We start from the raw sequence: 17,520 nt of genomic DNA on the forward strand, positions 1-17,520 counted from the left end.
GAAGTACGCCTCAGTCTTTGACAAGTACGTCGATCTAGCCTGCGGGCATGAACACACAGAAGAGCGAGACGGCCAGGAAGTGGGGTCTACGGATTCACCTGGCTCTTTATGTCCTGTCCAATCTGACCCAGGTCGTGGTGTGGTTTCGCTACGACTCGAGAAGCCACTTCTGGCCGGTGTGGTCGATAGTCGTTTGGGGCATCGGGCTGGGCTTTCACACCTGGAGCGTCTACTCGCCGCCCCGGCCGAATACCGCAAGGAACTTCTCGGCACGGCGGGCGAACAGGTGAGACCCGCGTTCATGGGACCGGTCGCGGGCCTTTTCCGCAGCGGCTCGTACGACGTCCGCGGGCTCGCCGCGGGCGTGGAGCAGGCGCGCCCGCAGCAGCAGGACAAGTCCTTCGGCGTAGCGTTGACCGTAGGCGTCGAGGGCCTGGTCCGCTCGATCGAGGGCGATGCCCGCCTCGTCCGGCATCCCCGCGGCCAGCCACATCTCGGCGATCAGCGCGTGATGGTAGGCGACGCCCCACCTCGGCGGGTCGACCATCGTCCCGGCCAGGAGCTGGTCGGCCTCCGCCGCGATGACGGCCGGGTCATCGCCGACGAGGGCACGGGCCCAGTACCAGTTCAGCCGTATGTAGTGCTCCTGCTGGATGGCCGCGCGGCCGGTGCCCACGGCCATCCACCGCTCGATCGTGCGCATCACCCAGCCCGCGTCACCGGCCATCGAAGCGATGATCGTGGTGTAGTAGGCCCAGGTCGCGACCGCGTACGAGTCGTCGGGGCCGTTCCACTTGTCGATGATGGTCTCCGCCGTCCCGACGTCACCATGTAATGCCGTCACGACGGCGTGCCAGCCGGGCCACTCACCCGAGACGTCACGCCGGATCGGGGTCTCGCTGTGCGCGGAGACGACCCCGTCGAGTAGGGCGGGGTTGTTCTCGCTGAGGCATCGGTATGCCGCGCCGATGTCGCCGATGTCCCACTGGTGCAGGCCCCAGGCTTGCCGGCCGTACACACGGATGACCGGATCGGCGGACGCCTCCCCTTGCTCGTACAGCCGGCGGACCAGCCGAACGCGGTCCCACTCCAGGAAAGTGTAGGCCCCGAACAGGCGAGCGAAGAGGAGGCCGGCGGCGTCCACATCCCGGCCGAGTTGGCGGGCCAGGTGCTCCGCACGCTCCAGCAGATCGAACGTCGTGCCGCCGAACCCGGCTTGCCGGCGCGGGGCGATCGCGAGCAGCGAGAGGGCGGAGAGCTCGAGTTCGGGAAGCTTGGCGGTCCGCGCGATCTGGGCGGCCGATTCCAGGTGCCGATCGGCGGCGGCGAACGCGAGCTTGGTCGCCGCGCGACGACCGGCGCGTTTCAGCGCTTCCACGGTACGAACCGGGTCGGCGAGGGGGCCGGCGGCCGACAGGTGGAAGGCGAGGCGTTCGGTGATGGACTCGTCCTCTGCCTGGCTTTCTTCGAGCGCGTCCGCGACACGCAGGTGCAGCCGGACGGCCCGCAGTTGTTCCGTTGTCTCCATGATCGATTCGCGAACCAGGTCGTGCGCGAAGCGCCACGAGAACGGGTTCTCCGGCCCCGTTTCGAGCAGGCCGAGCGCGCGCAGCGGTTCGAGGCGTTCGAGGCAGTCGACGACGTCGGCACCGGCGGCGCGGGCGAGGAGACCGAGATCGACCTCGCGGCCGATCAGCGCGGCGACGCGCAGCAGGTGGCGGGCGCCGTCGTCGAGGCTCGCCATCCGATCGCGGACGACGTCTCGTACGGTGGACGGCACCCCGGCCCGGGCCGATGCGTCGTCGTCGCTGAGCGCGCCACGATCGCTGAGCGCGCCGCTATCGCTGAGGAGCCGCGAGAGTTCGCGGACGAAGAAAGGATTGCCGGCGGTGCGAACGTGGATGTTGCGGGCGATGTCCGCGCCGGGTTCGTGGCCGGTCTCGCGGCGGATGAGTTCGGCCACGTCGGTCAGGCTGAGCGGGCCGAGTTGGATCCTGCGGTGGCTGGGCAACCGGCTGGCGGCGGCCAGTGCCCGCGAAAGGTCGGGGCCGGGTGTGGGTGCGCGGTCGCGAAGGGCGCAGATGATCGCGGTGCCGGTGGGTAGCCGGGCCGCCAGATGGCTGAACAACTGGAGCGAGGTGGCATCGATCCATTGAAGATCATCCATCACGAGCAGCATCGGCCGTTGTGCCGAGGCCTGGCCGATGAAGGTGACGACCTGCTCGTACAGGCGGAACTGGGCGCGGCCGCCCGAAACCGGCGGCCCGGCGTCATCGTCTCGAGATTCGAGGAGGCGCCCGAGTTCACTGGCCAGCCACTTCTCGCGCGCCAACACGGGCAGGCTGTCGAGGACGACGGCGAGCGCCTGCTCCCATGGCCACATCGACGGTGTTCCGTCGCCTTCCAAACAGGAAGCCCTGACGACGAGCGCGCCACGCCGGTCCGCGCCGGCGGCGGCCTCTTCCAGCAGGCGCGTCTTACCCGAGCCCGGTTCGCCCTCGACGATGACGAGCCCGGTGCGGCCGGTGAGCGCCGCCTCGATGGCATGCCGCAGCACGCCGAGTTCCTCGTCCCGGCCGACCAGGCCGGCCGGCTGCCTCGCCGGTGCGCGGTCGCCCTCGCTCTCCGTGCTCGTCACCACCGGCGACGTCGGACTCTGCGTCAGCACGCGCAGGTGCGCGGCCTGCAACGCCGAACCGGGGTCGATGCCGAGTTCCTCGGCGAGGCGGTCACGGACCGCGTGGAACGCTGACAGCGCCTCCGCCTGCCGCCCAGCGGCGCCGAGGGTGGTGACGAGGCCGGCATGTACGGGTTCGTGAAACGGTGCCATCGACGCGGCCAGCTGCAACGGCGGGATCACCCGCTCCGGTCGGCGTAACGACACCGCCAGTTCGGCCGCTGCCACGCAGGCGGCGTAGAACTCGTCGTCGAGGGCGGCGAAGATCGGCATCGCGGTCGATCCATAGGACAATCCATCCCCCGCGGGGCCACGCCAGAGGCCGAGCGCCTTGACGTAGTCGTCGAGCGCCACTTCCCGAGCCTGCCCTTGGGCGCCGTTGAGGAGTTCCCGGAACGTGACGAGATCCAGCGTGCCGGAGCCGGCACTGAACACGTACGCGTTGCCGCGGCGGTGCAGGTACGTACCGGCTGCCCGGGCGGGGACAGCGGGCTCGAGCACCCGCCGCAATGCCCCGATGTACTTCTGGATGAGATTGAGCGCGCTGGCGGGGGCGTCATCGGCCCACATCAGGTCGATCAATTCTCTCGTACTGACCGGATGGCCCACGCGCGCCAGGAGCAGAGCCAGCAGCTGCGCCTGCTGTCGGGGGCCGGTGTCCAGTTCGGCGCCATCGCGCCACAGCCGCAACGAACCGAGGATCTGCAGTCGCAGCGAACCAGCACCGGTCGGCGGACCTTCACCGTCGTGCCGAACGGGATGGGCTGGCCCGGTCACGTCGACTCCCGGATGGACATGACAAATTTGTCAGCTTACGACCCGTTTCGCACCGCAGCGTGCACCGATTATATGGGCCCGGGATTGGCCGCAGAAGGGCCGACCGACCTTCGAGCTCGGCGGCTGATCAACCAGCCGAACGCGGTCGCCGTGAAGAACATGACAATGCCGTACACCGCGCCCGGGATCGCCATCTCGGCACTGTTCAGCAGCGTCGGGCTCAGCGCGACCGTGATGGCGAGCCCGGTGTTGTGGATGCCGATCTCAAACCCGGCCGCGGTCGCCGCGCGGTGATCGACGCCCGCCAGGCGCGGCACACCGTAGCCGATCAACAGGCTCACGATGTTGAAAGCCAACGCGGCCAACCCGACCGAGACGAAATAGTCGACGAGGTTCGCCCGCTCCGCGTACAACACGGCGTAGATGACCCCGACCAGGACCACGACCGACAGCACCCGAACGGGGAGGTTGAGCCGCCGCGCCACCTCAGGCGCCCACGCGCGCAGGAGCATCCCGACCGCGACCGGTACGAGCACCATCGCGAAGACCTGCGACATCTTGTCGAACTGCAGCCCGAGGGCGGCCCCGCCGGAGTCGGTCAAGAAATACCCGGCCGAGAGGTTCACCACGATCGGCAGGGCGATCACGGCCAGCACCGAGTTGATCGCGGTGAGCGTGACATTCAGCGCGACGTTCCCGCCGAACAGGTGGCTGAACAGATTGGCCGTGGGGCCACCGGGCGACGCCGCGACCAGCAACATCCCGACTGCCAGTTCCGGCGGAAGCCCGAAGGCGAGCACCAGGCCGAAGCAGATCGCCGGCAGCAGCACGATTTGGCACAGCAACGCGACCGCGACCGCCTTCGGATATTGACCCACCCGCCAGAAGTCGTCCACGGTCAGGCTGAGGCCCAGGCCGAGCATGACGATGCCGATGGCAGAAGGCAGACTGGCCAAGATCAATGGAGAGCCCATGGCGGACATTCTCGGGCATACTGACAATTCCTGGTAGGGACCAAAGGCTTGTCGTTGTTCCAGGCCGATCATGCAAAAGACCAGGACAAGCCGCAGATTGTCGCCCTGGGCCGCTAGGGTCTCGATCCACCAGCACGTGATCGACTTCGGAGGGGCGAAATGGCCGGGCTGCTTCGAGATGTCGAGGACGATGTGCCAATCTTGTACGGCCGCTTCGACCTTCATGACGGATCCGGGCTCAGCCGGGAGCCCGAGGAGCAGGCCGAGGTCGGTTCATTGCTGGCCGAGCCCGGCGGGAACGCGCTCGGGCAACTCGGGATCCAGAGCCAAACTCGAGCGCGTATGGCGCGTGTGCGGATGGAGGCATGGGACGCTGAGCCCCTCGAACCCGGCGGGCCCTGGAACGATGCCGGGCAAGTCGTCTACCTCAGCCCGGGCGGAGCGGCGCATCTCTGCGGTCTCATGGACAGCCCATCGGGACACGCCCTACTGCTGGGCCCGCCGTTCTTCGCCTACGGCCTGCGCGCCTACACCGGGCCCGTACGCACTCAACCGGCCGACTACGACGCGAGCGTGACCGAGGCCGTCGAGGAGGCGTGGCTGCTGCGCTTCTGGCCGCTGGCCGATGCCGCCGAACCGGTTCTACGCACGGAAACGGAGGCGACCGGATGGGATCCCCAAAGGATGCGTGACGTCCTCCCCCTGACCGCCGACTCCACCCTTTCCCAGTCGGCGCAGTGGCCCGCACTGCATCTTTCTGCTGCGCCCGAGCCTCCGGTCAGGGTGCCCTTCCGGCCTTCCCCTCCTACCCGACCCAAGCGTGTCCGTCGCGACGAGGTCAGAGGCCATCACCTCATCCCTCACGAGACGGTCGACGCCTGGCAGCGCATCGAGGAGACGCTGGGCGATCTGCGCAAGGACATGCTCGGCAACCTGCCCACAAACATCGAATCCTGGCCACAGTCAGAGCTCGATCGATACGCCGTCCAACTGCAGATGAGCATGCGCATCGGAAGGCAGCTGAACCCGCACAACGCGCCCACCTACCGGCTGGAGCCCTCCAGTGTCCGCACCGTGCTGCTCAGGCCCGCTCCCGGAGTCAGCGGACGCGCCTGGACGTGGGGCAAGGACGACAACGCCCATGCCGAGGTGTTCTCGGTCGACCGGCAGGTCATCACCCGTGACCGCATCCGCAGGCTCACGCTGTTGACCGGGATCGTCACCATCCTGCGCCACGAGAACGATTTCGTGGAAGTCCGCGCCGCGACCGAGGCGGAGGCAGACCGGGTGCTCATGGTCGAGCGGATGCGGGGCTGACTCCACCGAGAACGTCTACCAGTCGCGAACCCAGAACGCTCAGTACGTCGTGGCCTCCCGCCCGCGCGGCCACCAGCAGTACCGATCAAGGCAGCTCACATGACCGACATTGCCCCTGCCGAAATTATCCTGTGCCGTGCCAATACTCGTGTAGTGGCTCTCACCTGGTATGTAAGAGATCGCTAAACCGCTCGCCGATCGACGCCGACAGGCCACCCACCCGCCACGGGCCGTCCCCGAACTGGTCGCCCCCAACCGCCTGTGGGCCCAAGGACATCACCAAACTCCGCGGCCCGGACAAGGGCCTCTGGTACTCGCCTCACATGATCATCGACGCCGGGCTCTTGCAGGACATCTGATCGGCCGGGCAGATCGCGGAGCCGCACGAGAGTGCCGCTCCGCCTAGCCTCTCCTGTGCGGTTGCCAGGTGGCGGCGGTCGTCGGGCCGCCTGGCCCAGAAATGTCAGTGATGGACGCTATGGTCACCATCAGCCCTGCGATTGGGTCGTAGGCGCAAGCCTCTTCTCCTCGACTCAGCGGGAAGGCACGTGCACCCTAACCAGAACTCGAAACTTCATCGCGCCCGGGCGGCCGCACGTGCCGTCTACGATCTGGACGCTGCCGGCGAAAGGTATCTGCCGGAGGACAGCGAGGCCGCCGCCTGGGCTGTCGACTTCCTTGGCGAGCACATTCGCAACGCAGACAACATCACGCACGAGATGGCTGACCGCAGTCGGTTAGGGGCTGCCAACCTGTCCAACGACCGGCTTCAGTTTCTCTCGGAGATGATCCAGAACGCCGATGACGTTCGGGCTACGGAAATCCGGATCTACCGAGGATCGGACGGTCTGACCGTCTCACACAACGGGCGACCGGTCAGGCTTGCGGATCTGCTGGCGATGGTCGCGCCCTGGCGCAGCACCAAGACGGCAAACGCGGATCAGACTGGCAAGTTCGGCATCGGGCTGATGACCTTGGAGGCCATTTCTTCCATACGCGAAGTGCACTCCAGCCCCTATCACGCCTGCCTCGACGGGTTCAGCATCGCGGCGATGCCTCCCCAGGACTTTCCCGAGGCGATGGGAGATGACAGGTGGACTTTCTTCCACATCCCGCTCCCCGACGATGTCGCCACTGGTGACGAGATCCTCGCCTGGGTACGTCGCTGGGATCATTCGGCGCTGCTCTTCCTCCGGAGCGTCTCTCGGATAGTGGTTCTGGACCAGGAATACATGCAGGTGGCGGTCCTCCATCTGGCGTTGCAGTCCCTCCCGCCCATCCAAGCGGCTCTGTCGGGTGAAGAACGCCCGGTGGAGCGCAAACGCGCCCAGGCCCCCGACGGACGGACTTGGATTCTCTACCACGGCGCCCCGCCGTCGCCCGCCGTTGAACGGCAGGGCAAGGCCAAAGGGGAGACCGTCCCGATCACAGTTGCTCTCGCGGACGGGCACGAAGAAGCCGGGATGCTCTATGCGGGGCTCCCTCTTCTCGCTTTCCGCCACCCCGTGAGGGTCAGCGCCCCATTCGATCCGGTGAGTGCCCGGCAGGACCTGGCCGATACACCCTGGAACGCTGCCTTGGTTCCCATGATTGGAGAGATGTGGGTCGCCGCAGTAGCCGACCGATTCCACGATGCTCCCGCTGCGGCATGGGCCCTTGTTCCGCGTAAGGACGAAGAGGAGAGGAGCACAGCAGCCGCAGTTCATGCACTCGAGGAGGACCTGCTCGTACGCTCTCGCGACGACCTTCCAGGCAAGGTCACGTTCGACACCCGTGAAGCTGGGCGGCTTTCCCTTTTGGAAAGCGCCCTCGAATCCCGTGCACTGGAGCGGGCAGGTCTCCTGACCCCGGCTGAGACCGCCGCGCTGGCCGACCGCGCGGCGATGCTCCCCTTGGAAGCGCGAGACCCAAGCGGTCGCTGGCGCACCGTCATTGAGGACGAATGGGGATACTCTCCCGACGTGGAAGTCGCTGATGCGCTTCCGTTACTCGAGGAGACCTCTCGGCCGGTCGAGTTCGTGATCGCGCTGACCGCGCTCGGCCTGACCGCGAAACTCGGAGATCACCTTCTACGGCTGCCCTGTGTCGTCGATGCGGACGATAACCGGCTTCGCCCTCCGTCCGCGAATGACGGCACGGTTCTCACGCTGTGCCCGGCACCGTTGGCCGATGCCTTCGGCTGGTCGGTCCGGCTCCATGAGGCATTAAACGCTGATTCCGGGGACGCCAGGAAGGTGCTGTCTTGGCTACGCGAGGTCAGCACCGTAATCGACACCGGTGCCGCGGTGGAGGCAGTCCGCCGCCTGGCCGCGCTCGGCAGGCAGACCGGGCGAGCACCGCAACAAGTCACGGATGAGCAACTCCATGCCTTGTGGAGTGCGCTTCCCAACATGTCCGCGGCGGACTGGGACAAACTCGCCCCCGATGTTGGCCGCGCCATCGCCCTGCGCGCCCAGGTCCACGGTCCGGAGGGGGCAACCAGCGAGGTGTTTGTCACGCCCCACAAGGCGTATCTGCCCAGCGCGTACGACCGGAACGCATTCTCCGTCGCTGCGGCTGCCACACCGGAGTTGGCTTGGATCGACGCCCGCTACGTGCAACTCCTCCGGTCGGAGACGCCACGTCAAAGCATGAGCGCCACCCAGTTCCTCCGCAGTCTCGGCGCCGAAACTGCACCACGGCTCCTGCCCCTGGCCTCCACTAGAGGTCCCTCATACAAGGACGCTCGAACTTACGCGAACGCATACATCCCAGGCAGCCCAGCCTGCGACATCAGGGCGAAGGCTATTAGCAACCTTAAGCCTGGATTGACTCTCTACACGCTCAGCGATCGGCACTCGCCAGATCTGCAGCGTGTGCTGTCGGACATTGCGGACGAACAACATAGTGCGCGGCGCCGCCGTCGCGCTGCCGCGGCCCTGCAACTCCTCAACCAGCTCTGGAACCAAGAAAGCGCTCTCAGGCAGTCCTGGGACCGACGAAGCCCATGGGAGGTCGATGTCGCTCATGCCTATAACGGCTGGCAGCGGGACGGCGCTGTCGCCGCTTTCTGGGTCTGGGAAGCTCGCACCATCGCCTGGCTCGACAACTGCCGAGAAGACCCCTGTCGACCGATGGACCTCGCCCTGCGTAGTCCCAGCAATGTTGCGGTTCTCGGTGAGGAACGCGAGGAATACCTCCACCCCGAGCTCAACATGCTCCCCCGCCCAGAAGTCGCCGCTGAACTGGGGATACAAGGGAAGGCCGAAACACCCAAGCTGATCGAGCGGTTGCGGTTCCTGCGCGAGCAGAACGGGACGGGCCAGGGACCCGTGCCCGAGGAAACGGCCGCTCAAGCGCTGCTGGTCTATCGGGCACTGGCCGAGGTGGTCGCGGTGGCGCGGAGGACGAGCAACTCGTCATTCGCCTACGGCAGAACCACCGAACCGGAGATAGTCAAAATCATCAGGAACGCTCTCAGCGTCTCGGGAGAGCTGGTACTCACCCAGCATGGGTGGCGGCGTCCCACAGTCGTCCGTCGAGGAGCGCAGATCTTCGGCGACCAGCTTCCCTGTGTCCTGGAGGCCGGCGGATGCGACGAGCTGTGGGAGGCATTGAGGATCCCGCAGCCGTCCGTCCACGACGCTATCCGCATCCTCCGCACCATCTCCAAGAAGCCTGCCACGCCAGCGAACGAACGAATTCACCTGGAGTGTCTACGGCTGCTGGAGCGCGACCTGGCCCAGACCCAACAGATCTCACCTGAGCTGGCGAAGAGCCTGCGAAGGCTGCCGCTGCGGACGACCAGCAGTTGGACGACCCGCCGCCCGGTCTACGCGGTGTCCCACGAGGGGATCGCCCGAGAGCTGGGCCGGCACGTGCCCACCTGGCAACCTGGGATCGGTCTCGACCAGTTCCGAGAGCTGCTACACCAGGCTCATGTGCACGAGCGGGAAGCGAGCGACATGGTCGTGGTCGAGGCCTCCGTGCGGAATGGGTGGAGTGCCCCAACGGAGACCCGACTCTTTCAGCTCTCGGTCAAGCACCTCCGCGACCAACTGACACGCCGGGCTATCCCACCGCCCGCCCCGGAAGTGAGCTGGGAATGGCTCGAGACAGCCGAGGTCTATGTCGCCCCCGATCTGGCCATCCAGGTCAGCCTGGCGAATGGGCAGATGTCTCCGGCGCTGCCCGTGTCAGCGTTCCTCAACGGCGAATCCCCGATCCTCTACGTACGCGGCGAACACGAGCTCGCCCGCGTTAAGGGGGTTGGAGCCGCGATCGCCGCGTTGTTCTCCATGGAGAGTTACAACATCGCCGCGACATGGGTCGGGGCCTGGCAGGACGTCACCGACGACACCACGTCTCGAGCGCTCCCACTTCTGCCGACGACGGACCAGCCCGGGCGGCTCGAACAGGCGTCGCGGGCCGCCGAGCAACATGCGCAACGCATCGAGCGCGCTGCAGCCCAAACGGTCCCCGAGACGGAGCCTGAACTGGTTACTCCACTTCAGGAGTCGTCCGCAAACACCATGGAGACGGTTCCAGAGACGTCCGGTGTCCCATTCCCATCCCCTCCGCGGCCAACGCCGCCAGACGACACACCTGAACGTCGATTGATCGATCCCGCCGCTTTCCAGCCCGTTGGTCCCGCCGAGCCGCAGGCGGCTACCGCGCCACACTCCACGTTTAGCCGTCAGGGGGGAAATCCCTCGCTAGTGACCCCCAGCCGCGGCTTCGGCGGACATGCTCCCAACTACACAGCGGTTCCGCCGAGCTTCACCACAGGTGAGACCGAGACAGTGGCCTTCCACCTGCTCAGGTCGTACCTGGAAGGCAAGGGGCTGACTGTTGAGGATCTACGGGCTACCCGACGAGTTGGAGCCGACGCCCGTGACTCCGACCAGGTCTACTACGAGATCAAATCAGCTTCTGGGATAGAACCTGACGCCGTCACGCTCACCGATTACGAGTTCGAGCGGGCGATCCTGGAGCGGGAGAAGTACATCCTGGTTGTGGTTTCCGGGTTGGAGGACACCGGGCAGGAGTGCGCACCTCTATTTCGACTCATCGCCGACCCGCTGCGCACACTGGGAGCCGAAGCGCTCGCCGGGGTACGGCTCACCGGAGTTCGCCGCCACGGACAGGTTCTCTCCCTCTCCCGCATTGCCGAAGGAGACCCGGAGTTGGACGAATCGACTTGAACTCCCAAGTTAGCATCCACGGGAGTGATGTACTTGTTTGAAGCTACTCGTCACCTTCGTGCCCTTAAGGGAAGATCAATGTGACATGAGGGCGGTCACTCCGCGATCCTTCACAGCTGTCGAAGGCAAACGAAGGAGAACGAGAAGTGGCCGCTATGGACATTTTTGCCTGCTTAGGGTGAGTGGTCCGGCGAGCCCTTGACGCAGGCCTCGCCCGATGTGCTGTGCAAGATGGTCGTGCGGATGGCGCAGATGATGATGGATGCCGAGGTCGAGCAGCGGTGCGGCACCGGCTACACAAGGTGTCCGAGGCACACCAACTCGCGTAACTGCGAGACCGCATCTTGATCGTCAGCGAACACCACCTGGCATACGTGCTCCAGGAATACCTGCTCCCTATAACGGGCGCCGGCCGCACCAGTCCCGGAACAGCGCCCCGGACATCGCAACGCAGCCCGCCCGCGACGTGACCGGCCTCAACGACCTGCGATCCATCAGCCGAAAACCCGTCATTGCAGGCATGATCAGGGATTGCAACACAACGTGACGCGAGGCTTCAGCCTGGCTGAATACCTGGTGATTCCTGGGCGGCCACTCCGCCACTCCGGCATCGGCAAAACTACTCCCCGATCCGAGTCTCCACGAGGTGGATCGAGTACCCTCACGCGGGGCCCATCACGTACAAAGCGCCTCTGACCTGGCATTTCACAATTACACTTACGGCAACACACACAGCATGAGCAACTGTCTACGCCTCATTCTTTACATCTGGCGATGCAACGCGACCCCGCAGAGCGCTCCGGATTGTCGGCGGATACGACTGGAGGTCGCAGTGGCCGATCCGCCACCAAACCAGGCTTGATGCGCCACCCGCAACCACACCGTTTGATGAGACCAACTCCCCAGCCCTCGCCCTACGCGAATTGGACCGGGGACTCAGACGTTAATCGACCGGACGTTTCCGCACCGATAAAAGCGCGGGGTAGTTATCATCCCTCTTCGGAATACCCCGAATCCCACGGGTATTCCAACCTTCTAGATGGGAGACCATCTATCGGGGGCCGCTAACCGTGCTCACCGAGGTAGTACCATTGAATATTTATCACATAATCGCAGGTCAGAGCCCAGTTTCTACAAATTCCGAACGGATGGACAAAGACTGGGCGAATGGCCTCCAAGCGCGCCGATAATGGAGTAATCTCGTGGGCTGTAACGACAAGATCCCCGGCGCGGCAATGCGCCGATGATCTTACAAGTCGTGACAGCCGGACCTGCCAGCCCTGCAGTGGCCAACTTACAATTTGGCATTATCAGCCCAGCTCGCTGCGGACGTTTGGCAGGTTGGCGCTGAATTCACAAGAAAAATCGGCGAAAGGACCGAACGTGATTACCGTTCGACTCAGCGGCACGGCCTCCATCCCCGAGCCTTGGGGACGCTTTCTGCGGACCGTCATCATCGTGGTTGTACTGATCGTGGTGGGGGTGAACAGGGAGGCCCTGGCTGCGGTGCTCGGGCCCTGACGTTCCTGGTGGGGCGACCGGGATGCCGACGGCACATCCGCGAGTGGTACGTCCCGTCCGACGCGCAGGGCGCGCCTGTACCGCCGTCGGCACCACGGACTGCAACGACGCCGAGATCTGGCAGAATCCGAACTCGGTCTACGTGCCGGTGAACAGCGTGCTGACGCGTTCGGTCAGCATCGACACCGGCGGCTTCGCCTACACCACCGGCGCCAGCGGGTTGAACGTCAAGACGTTCAACCCCGGCTTTCGGCTCCTTCAACGCCAAGGGGGACGACGCCGACTCGTTCGGCTTCGACCCGGCCACGGGCACGTTCGACGTCCGCACCACTTCGCTGAACACCACGGAGGGCTTCGGGCCGAAATGTGTGCGCGACTGGAACCGCGCCTTCACCCTCGAAGGCATCGAGCCTAGGTAGGGACGAGCTGGCGGGTGATGCTGGGATCGCTGATCCTGGTGTCGTCCGCCAGCAGGAACGCCTTCGACAAGATGACCGACAACATTCCGCTGTCCTCCTCGAACGGCAGGAACACCGATGAGGCGGAGCGGTCGCGGCCCGGGACGATGCACAGGTAGGTGTCGTTCGGCTCCATCAGGATGTTGCCCGACCCCAGATGAATCCGGTAGGTGCGCAGTTGCCCCCGCACACGCAGGAACCGGTCGGTCAGCTCCACCCGGTCGGCGATCTTCAGCCGGGGCAGCAACCGGGCCAGCGCGTCACGCCGCGTGCGAGCGGTCTCGCTCAGCTCGCCGAACCCGTACGACTGCCAGTAGCCGTCGTGCCCGGCCGCCGCCTGCTGGTCGAGCCCCAAGGACCCGACCCCCACGGCGAGGTCGGCGTCGCGCAGCAGTTCCGACAACACCAGCGGCGGCACTTCGGTGAGCGGCGCGTCGCCGGGACGATCCGCGTGGCGGAACCGAATCGCGTCGGTGGCGGCGCAGGAGGCCGTGCCCCAGTCATCCTGCGCGGGGTCGGAGGCGACCCGCATGCCCCAGGTCGCCTGCCAGCCGGCGAGCGTCTTGACGGCCGCCCCTATGTCGCCGCCGCACTCGTAGTCCCAGTGACCGATCGACAGCTTGCTCCAGCCGCGCTGCTCCAGCAGCGCCTTGGCCTGCCCGTAGCGCACGAAGTGACCCTTGAAACGGTCGGAGTGGGTACGGATGCGCTCCTCAGCAGGGGTGAGCAGGTAGACCTCGCGGAACGCCTGCTTGAACGGCTGCCTGATCCCCCGCTCCAGCAGGTGGTCGCGCCAGCCGCGCACCCCCTCGGCGCTCTCCAGGATCGGGTGCCACAACCGGACGGGCGTGTCGGCGCTCGGACGCACGGATTCGCCGCTCACGCCGGCCAGTGCCCAGCCGCCGCCATCCCTGGCCGGCAGCCCGGCGAACCCGTCGGGGAGCCGCCAGATGAGGGCGCGGGTGTAGGGGCCGGTGACCGGATGGTCGAAGAAGTACTGCTCGACCTCCTGCCAGGACAGCTCGCGTTCGACGATGAGCATCTGCTCCAGGCGTAGCCGCTCAGCGGCCTGCGTGCGTTTGAGGTCTTTCAGCGTGGCCTTGAGATCGGCGAGCACTGGATCCTCGCGGATGGACTGGGGCGCCGACTTGACGACGCGCCCGGACGCGTTGACGAACCGCAGCACCGGCCCGTCGACGTCAAGCCGGACGACGCAGTCGCCGGCCTGCTCCTCCCGGACCCCGTCGGGGCCGAGCCCGAAGGCCGGGACCGTCCGGTCGACGAGCTGTTCGTGGCTCAGCCCCTCTTGTACGGCCACCGCGTCGAGGGCATCGGACGCCTTCGCCAGCAGGGCCGGTCTGCGCAGTCTGGCTCGCACGCGCGCGAGCACGCCCACCGTGTCGAGGCCGCCCCGCTTGGCCAGCACGTTCAGTGCGGCGTTGGCCAGTCTCTCGTTACGGCAGACGGCGGCGCCCCCGGTGCCGTTGCGCCCGATGCCGCAGTTCGTGGCGACGTCGCCGAGCAGCGTGGACACCCAGGGCGCGTCGATCACCTCGCAGGTCCACAGCATGCCGCGCAGCGGGAGGGCCGTGCGGCGAGCGAGGAAGACCCTGCCGCCGGGCTCGCGGCTCTCGCGGTGGGTGGCCACACGGGAGAGGATCTCGCGCAGCACCGCCACCCCGTCGTCGGTGAGCAGCGTGCGGACCTTGGCGAGCCAGGGCTCGCTGGGCCTGTTGGCCTTGGCCTTGCGCCAGTGTTTCAGCAGCGGCAGCACGGCGGGATCGGTCAGCCGGACGGCGTACTTTCCTGCCATGGCACGGGCGATGGGGTCGCCGTCCCAGACCAGGCTGCGCACGACCCCGGCCGGCCCGTGCTCCGGGGGCTCGGTCAGGACGCGCTCCAGGTCCTTGCGTAACGCCGCCCGGCCCGGGCTGCGGTGGGCCGGGTGCCACGGCGGCACGTCATCAAGGATCTGACGGCGCTCGGGGTATCCGAGCGTCGCGATGGCGGCCAGCGGAATCCGGTACAGCTCGGCGTGGCCGGTGTGACCGCAACTCGACAGCGCGTCGGCGATCTCCCACAGGAGGCGCGTGTCCTCGAACGTCCAGGAAATGTCGCCATCGGCCACCTCACACACCAGCTGGAGCACCTCCTCGGGGTACTCGCGGCCGCCCTTGTCACCCAGGCTGAGCCGCAGTTGCGCCCACATCCCGAACGCCCTCCGTCCGGCCTCGTCGGCGCCAGGCCGCCCGCCCGCGTCGTACAGAGCGAACAGCTCACGCGGCAGCCCCTCGATGCGGTAGTTGAGCAGGTAGCCCTGGGACTTGGGAAAATTGTCGAGGACGCCCATGTCAGCCTCCGGTCCGCGGCACGAGGCGGACGAGCTCGCGCGCCGGGCTCACGTCGGGCCGAGCGGGAAGGGGGATCTCGGCTGAGCACCTGCGGGTAGCGCTCTCGTCTCTGAAGGTGGCCGTGGCCATGGGGGGGCTCCATCGTCGTCGGTCGGTCAACGTGATGGGCCATAGTTATCAACGGGCACCGACATTTAGCCTCACTCGTGGAGCTGACCAAGGCACGCTTGGCAGTTTCGCGGAGTGTCCGGGTGAGTCCTTCCAGTACGGCTTGCTCACCGACCGGCAGCCCTGGCCTGCGAAGGCCGGCAACAGATAACGGCAGCTGGCATCGCAGTGCAGGTACGCGCCAGGACGGGCAGCGCCAGCGCATCCGGCTCTACCTCACCCCACCTTTGGGACGGATCCAGCTCCACCAGCTCAGGCTGCACGATCTGCGACATGGCGCCGCCACGCTGGAGTTTCCGCTGGTGGAGAAGCGCGCCCTGCAGTGTCCTCGCGGTCCTCGCGGCGAACAAGGCCGTCTATTCGGAGTCTCCGCTGGGCGCGACCGTTGCGCAGACGGAAGAGATAGCTGACGCGGCCTGCTCGCTCCACACGGCGATCGGCCTGCAGGGCCGGCTCGCGGCGGGCCACGTTCTGGATGTCATCGAAGCGGTTCTCGGTGACATCTCCGAAATTGATGCGCGCGCGGAACTCCTCTGGCCGCAGGTGAAGCTGGTGGACACTGGCACGATTTCCGTCCGGGAAGTCCCGGATCATCTGAACGCCCGCGGGGTGGTCGAGCGTGGACTTCACCGCGCCCGACAGCCCCGTCCCCACCGGTATCGGCCCAACCGCCGCCGAGATCTGGAAGGGCGCGTCCAGCAACGTGGGCGAGGTGTATGCCAGCCTGGTGCGCGACATCACGAACGGGACCCACCACAGCCCCGGATTCGACCACGCCGTCTACAACAGCCGCCTGATCGCCCGAGTCGAAGAGTCCTCGCGCACCGGTCTCCGGCAGTGAAGGTGTTGCACCACGCCCTGCTCGTCACCATGCACCAGTGCCGGTGATGTACGGACAGCCAACGGCGGAGCCCCGCCCGGTCAGACCCGGTGTCCGCGATCAAGGTCGCGGACACCGGGTCCGGTCACGGCACGCCCTGGGAGAACCAGGCCGTGACCGATATGGCGACTCCTCTGAGGGCCACCGGCGTGCGCGGGCGGCCTGTGAGCACCCGGTCTGCCGGCGGGATCACAGCAGCAGTTGACTGAGCGGGTGTACGAAGTACCGCAGTGAGTACGCCTCCCACACCGCGCCGACGATGAGCAGCGCGAGTGCCGGCAGCGCCAGCAGGCCGATCCGCTGCAGGCCTCGGACATAGCCCTGGCGTCGGTTCTGCGCGCCGATGGTGCGGGGGAACAGCCAGTACCGGCCCAGGAGGTACGCGCCGAGCAGAAGAAGCACGTACGCCTGGAACTCGACGACGAGGGTCAGCGAGTGGGGGATGAGTGCCACCCACCCCTGGGGGGATGCCGGTCTCGACCGACCAGTAGCCGAAGAACGCGAGCCCCGCGAAGGGCACGATGAGTGACGGAAGCACGATGGTCAGCGCACTGAGCCGGAAGAGGTTGACCCCGAGGATCGTGAGCGCGAAAAGCGGCGGGTGTTCACCAGCCAGCGCACCAGCTCACCGGTGCCGTCCTCCTCCAGGGACGCAGACCGTGCCGCGCTGAGGTCGGGGAAGACGAGTCCGATCACGAACCCGATGATGGCGAGGCCGTAGGCGGCCGCGTTGATGACGATATAGGCGCGCATGTTCTCGCGGATCACCCGGAAGGGTCGGCGCCAGAACGGTTTGTGTGCGGGGTGCTCGATAGGAGCCGACTGGGATGCCATGCCCCCATCGCATCCCAGCGTCCGCCGCGCGTGCAGTGGCGGCATGTCACCGGATGATGTGACACCACGTCACTACCCCGGCCGGCCACGGACGCGATCGTGGAGGGACTATGAAGATCTTCGACCTGGTGCTCACCGCGGTCATCCTCCTGTCCGCGACCGTCTTCCTCGCCTACATCGGGCTGTACTACTTCGACTTCGGCCTCTTCACGACGCTTCCTGAGAGCATCACGGGGTTCTTCACCTGCAATGGGGCTCTACACTATGTGGCGCTCGGCCTCCTCGTCGCGGCGCTGATCGTGAAGCCCTTCGTCGGCCGCGCGATCAAGCGACGGGAAGCGGAGAAGCGGATCTGACCATCGACGACCACGCGCAGGACG

General features: G+C 66.5%; 12 protein-coding genes. 6 read left to right on the forward strand and 6 right to left on the reverse strand.

Annotation, left to right across the window (positions count from 1 at the left end; all coding sequences use genetic code 11):
• Positions 1–47: 47 nt before the first annotated feature.
• Positions 48–290, forward strand: coding sequence for a 2TM domain-containing protein (locus AB0C30_RS39960; protein WP_357953836.1), 243 nt, complete (start codon positions 48–50; stop codon positions 288–290).
• Here the strand turns inward: AB0C30_RS39960 and AB0C30_RS39965 are convergent.
• Positions 230–3,454, reverse strand: a complete 3,225-nt coding sequence (locus AB0C30_RS39965) for an AAA family ATPase (RefSeq protein WP_357953838.1) — start codon at positions 3,452–3,454, stop codon at positions 230–232. The two genes, AB0C30_RS39960 and AB0C30_RS39965, sit on opposite strands and share 61 nt — an antisense overlap.
• 68 nt (positions 3,455–3,522) lie before the next feature.
• Positions 3,523–4,428 (reverse strand): bile acid:sodium symporter family protein, encoded by a 906-nt coding sequence (locus AB0C30_RS39970; RefSeq protein ID WP_357953951.1) that lies wholly within the window; start codon positions 4,426–4,428, stop codon positions 3,523–3,525.
• Positions 4,429–4,620: 192 nt separating this feature from the next.
• Between AB0C30_RS39970 and AB0C30_RS39975 the strand changes: the two genes are divergently transcribed.
• The 3 genes from AB0C30_RS39975 to AB0C30_RS39985 all read left to right on the forward strand — a co-directional run bounded on the left by AB0C30_RS39975 (position 4,621) and on the right by AB0C30_RS39985 (position 12,449).
• On the forward strand, positions 4,621–5,745 hold the full coding sequence (locus tag AB0C30_RS39975; protein ID WP_357953840.1) for a hypothetical protein: 1,125 nt from the start codon (positions 4,621–4,623) through the stop codon (positions 5,743–5,745).
• Positions 5,746–6,293: 548 nt separating this feature from the next.
• Positions 6,294–10,928: a hypothetical protein gene (locus AB0C30_RS39980; protein WP_357953842.1), complete on the forward strand. Its 4,635-nt coding sequence runs from the start codon at positions 6,294–6,296 to the stop codon at positions 10,926–10,928.
• 1,383 nt (positions 10,929–12,311) lie between these two features.
• Entirely contained in the window at positions 12,312–12,449 is a 138-nt protein-coding gene (locus tag AB0C30_RS39985; protein ID WP_357953844.1) for a hypothetical protein, read from the forward strand.
• A 411-nt stretch (positions 12,450–12,860) separates the two neighbouring features.
• Here the strand turns inward: AB0C30_RS39985 and AB0C30_RS39990 are convergent, their stop codons facing one another.
• Complete coding sequence (locus AB0C30_RS39990) at positions 12,861–15,257, reverse strand: DUF4132 domain-containing protein (protein ID WP_357953846.1); 2,397 nt, start codon at positions 15,255–15,257, stop codon at positions 12,861–12,863.
• A gap of 421 nt (positions 15,258–15,678) precedes the next feature.
• Positions 15,679–16,056 carry a hypothetical protein gene (locus tag AB0C30_RS39995; RefSeq protein WP_357953848.1) on the reverse strand — a complete coding sequence of 126 codons (378 nt, stop codon included), beginning with the start codon at positions 16,054–16,056 and terminating at the stop codon, positions 15,679–15,681.
• Between AB0C30_RS39995 and AB0C30_RS40000 the strand changes: the two genes are divergently transcribed.
• Complete coding sequence (locus AB0C30_RS40000) at positions 16,046–16,267, forward strand: hypothetical protein (RefSeq protein WP_357953850.1); 222 nt, start codon at positions 16,046–16,048, stop codon at positions 16,265–16,267. The two genes, AB0C30_RS39995 and AB0C30_RS40000, sit on opposite strands and share 11 nt — an antisense overlap.
• A gap of 228 nt (positions 16,268–16,495) precedes the next feature.
• Here AB0C30_RS40000 and AB0C30_RS40005 read toward each other — a convergent pair whose 3' ends face one another.
• Both AB0C30_RS40005 and AB0C30_RS40010 read right to left on the reverse strand, forming a co-directional pair.
• The gene (locus tag AB0C30_RS40005) at positions 16,496–16,759 is read right to left on the reverse strand and encodes a hypothetical protein (RefSeq protein ID WP_357953852.1); all 264 of its coding nucleotides are present in this window, start codon (positions 16,757–16,759) and stop codon (positions 16,496–16,498) included.
• A gap of 90 nt (positions 16,760–16,849) precedes the next feature.
• Complete coding sequence (locus AB0C30_RS40010) at positions 16,850–17,140, reverse strand: hypothetical protein (RefSeq protein WP_357953854.1); 291 nt, start codon at positions 17,138–17,140, stop codon at positions 16,850–16,852.
• 110 nt (positions 17,141–17,250) lie between these two features.
• Here AB0C30_RS40010 and AB0C30_RS40015 point away from each other — a divergent pair, with 110 nt between their 5' ends.
• A complete protein-coding gene (locus tag AB0C30_RS40015) occupies positions 17,251–17,496 on the forward strand; it encodes a hypothetical protein (RefSeq protein ID WP_357953856.1) in 246 nt (81 codons plus the stop codon).
• Positions 17,497–17,520: the final 24 nt, after the last annotated feature.

This window comes from Nonomuraea sp. NPDC048901 (genome assembly GCF_040649695.1).
Classification (GTDB): Bacteria; Actinomycetota; Actinomycetes; order Streptosporangiales; family Streptosporangiaceae; genus Nonomuraea.

Bases quoted from the DNA above. Each gene is read 5' to 3' on its own strand.
- AB0C30_RS40015 (WP_357953856.1), top strand. From the start codon at position 17,251: ATGAAGATCTTCGACCTGGTGCTCACCGCGGTCATCCTCCTGTCCGCG.
- AB0C30_RS39970 (WP_357953951.1), bottom strand. From the start codon at position 4,428: ATGGGCTCTCCATTGATCTTGGCCAGTCTGCCTTCTGCCATCGGCATC.
- AB0C30_RS40010 (WP_357953854.1), bottom strand. From the start codon at position 17,140: ATGGCATCCCAGTCGGCTCCTATCGAGCACCCCGCACACAAACCGTTC.
- AB0C30_RS39960 (WP_357953836.1), top strand. From the start codon at position 48: ATGAACACACAGAAGAGCGAGACGGCCAGGAAGTGGGGTCTACGGATT.
- AB0C30_RS39990 (WP_357953846.1), bottom strand. From the start codon at position 15,257: ATGGGCGTCCTCGACAATTTTCCCAAGTCCCAGGGCTACCTGCTCAAC.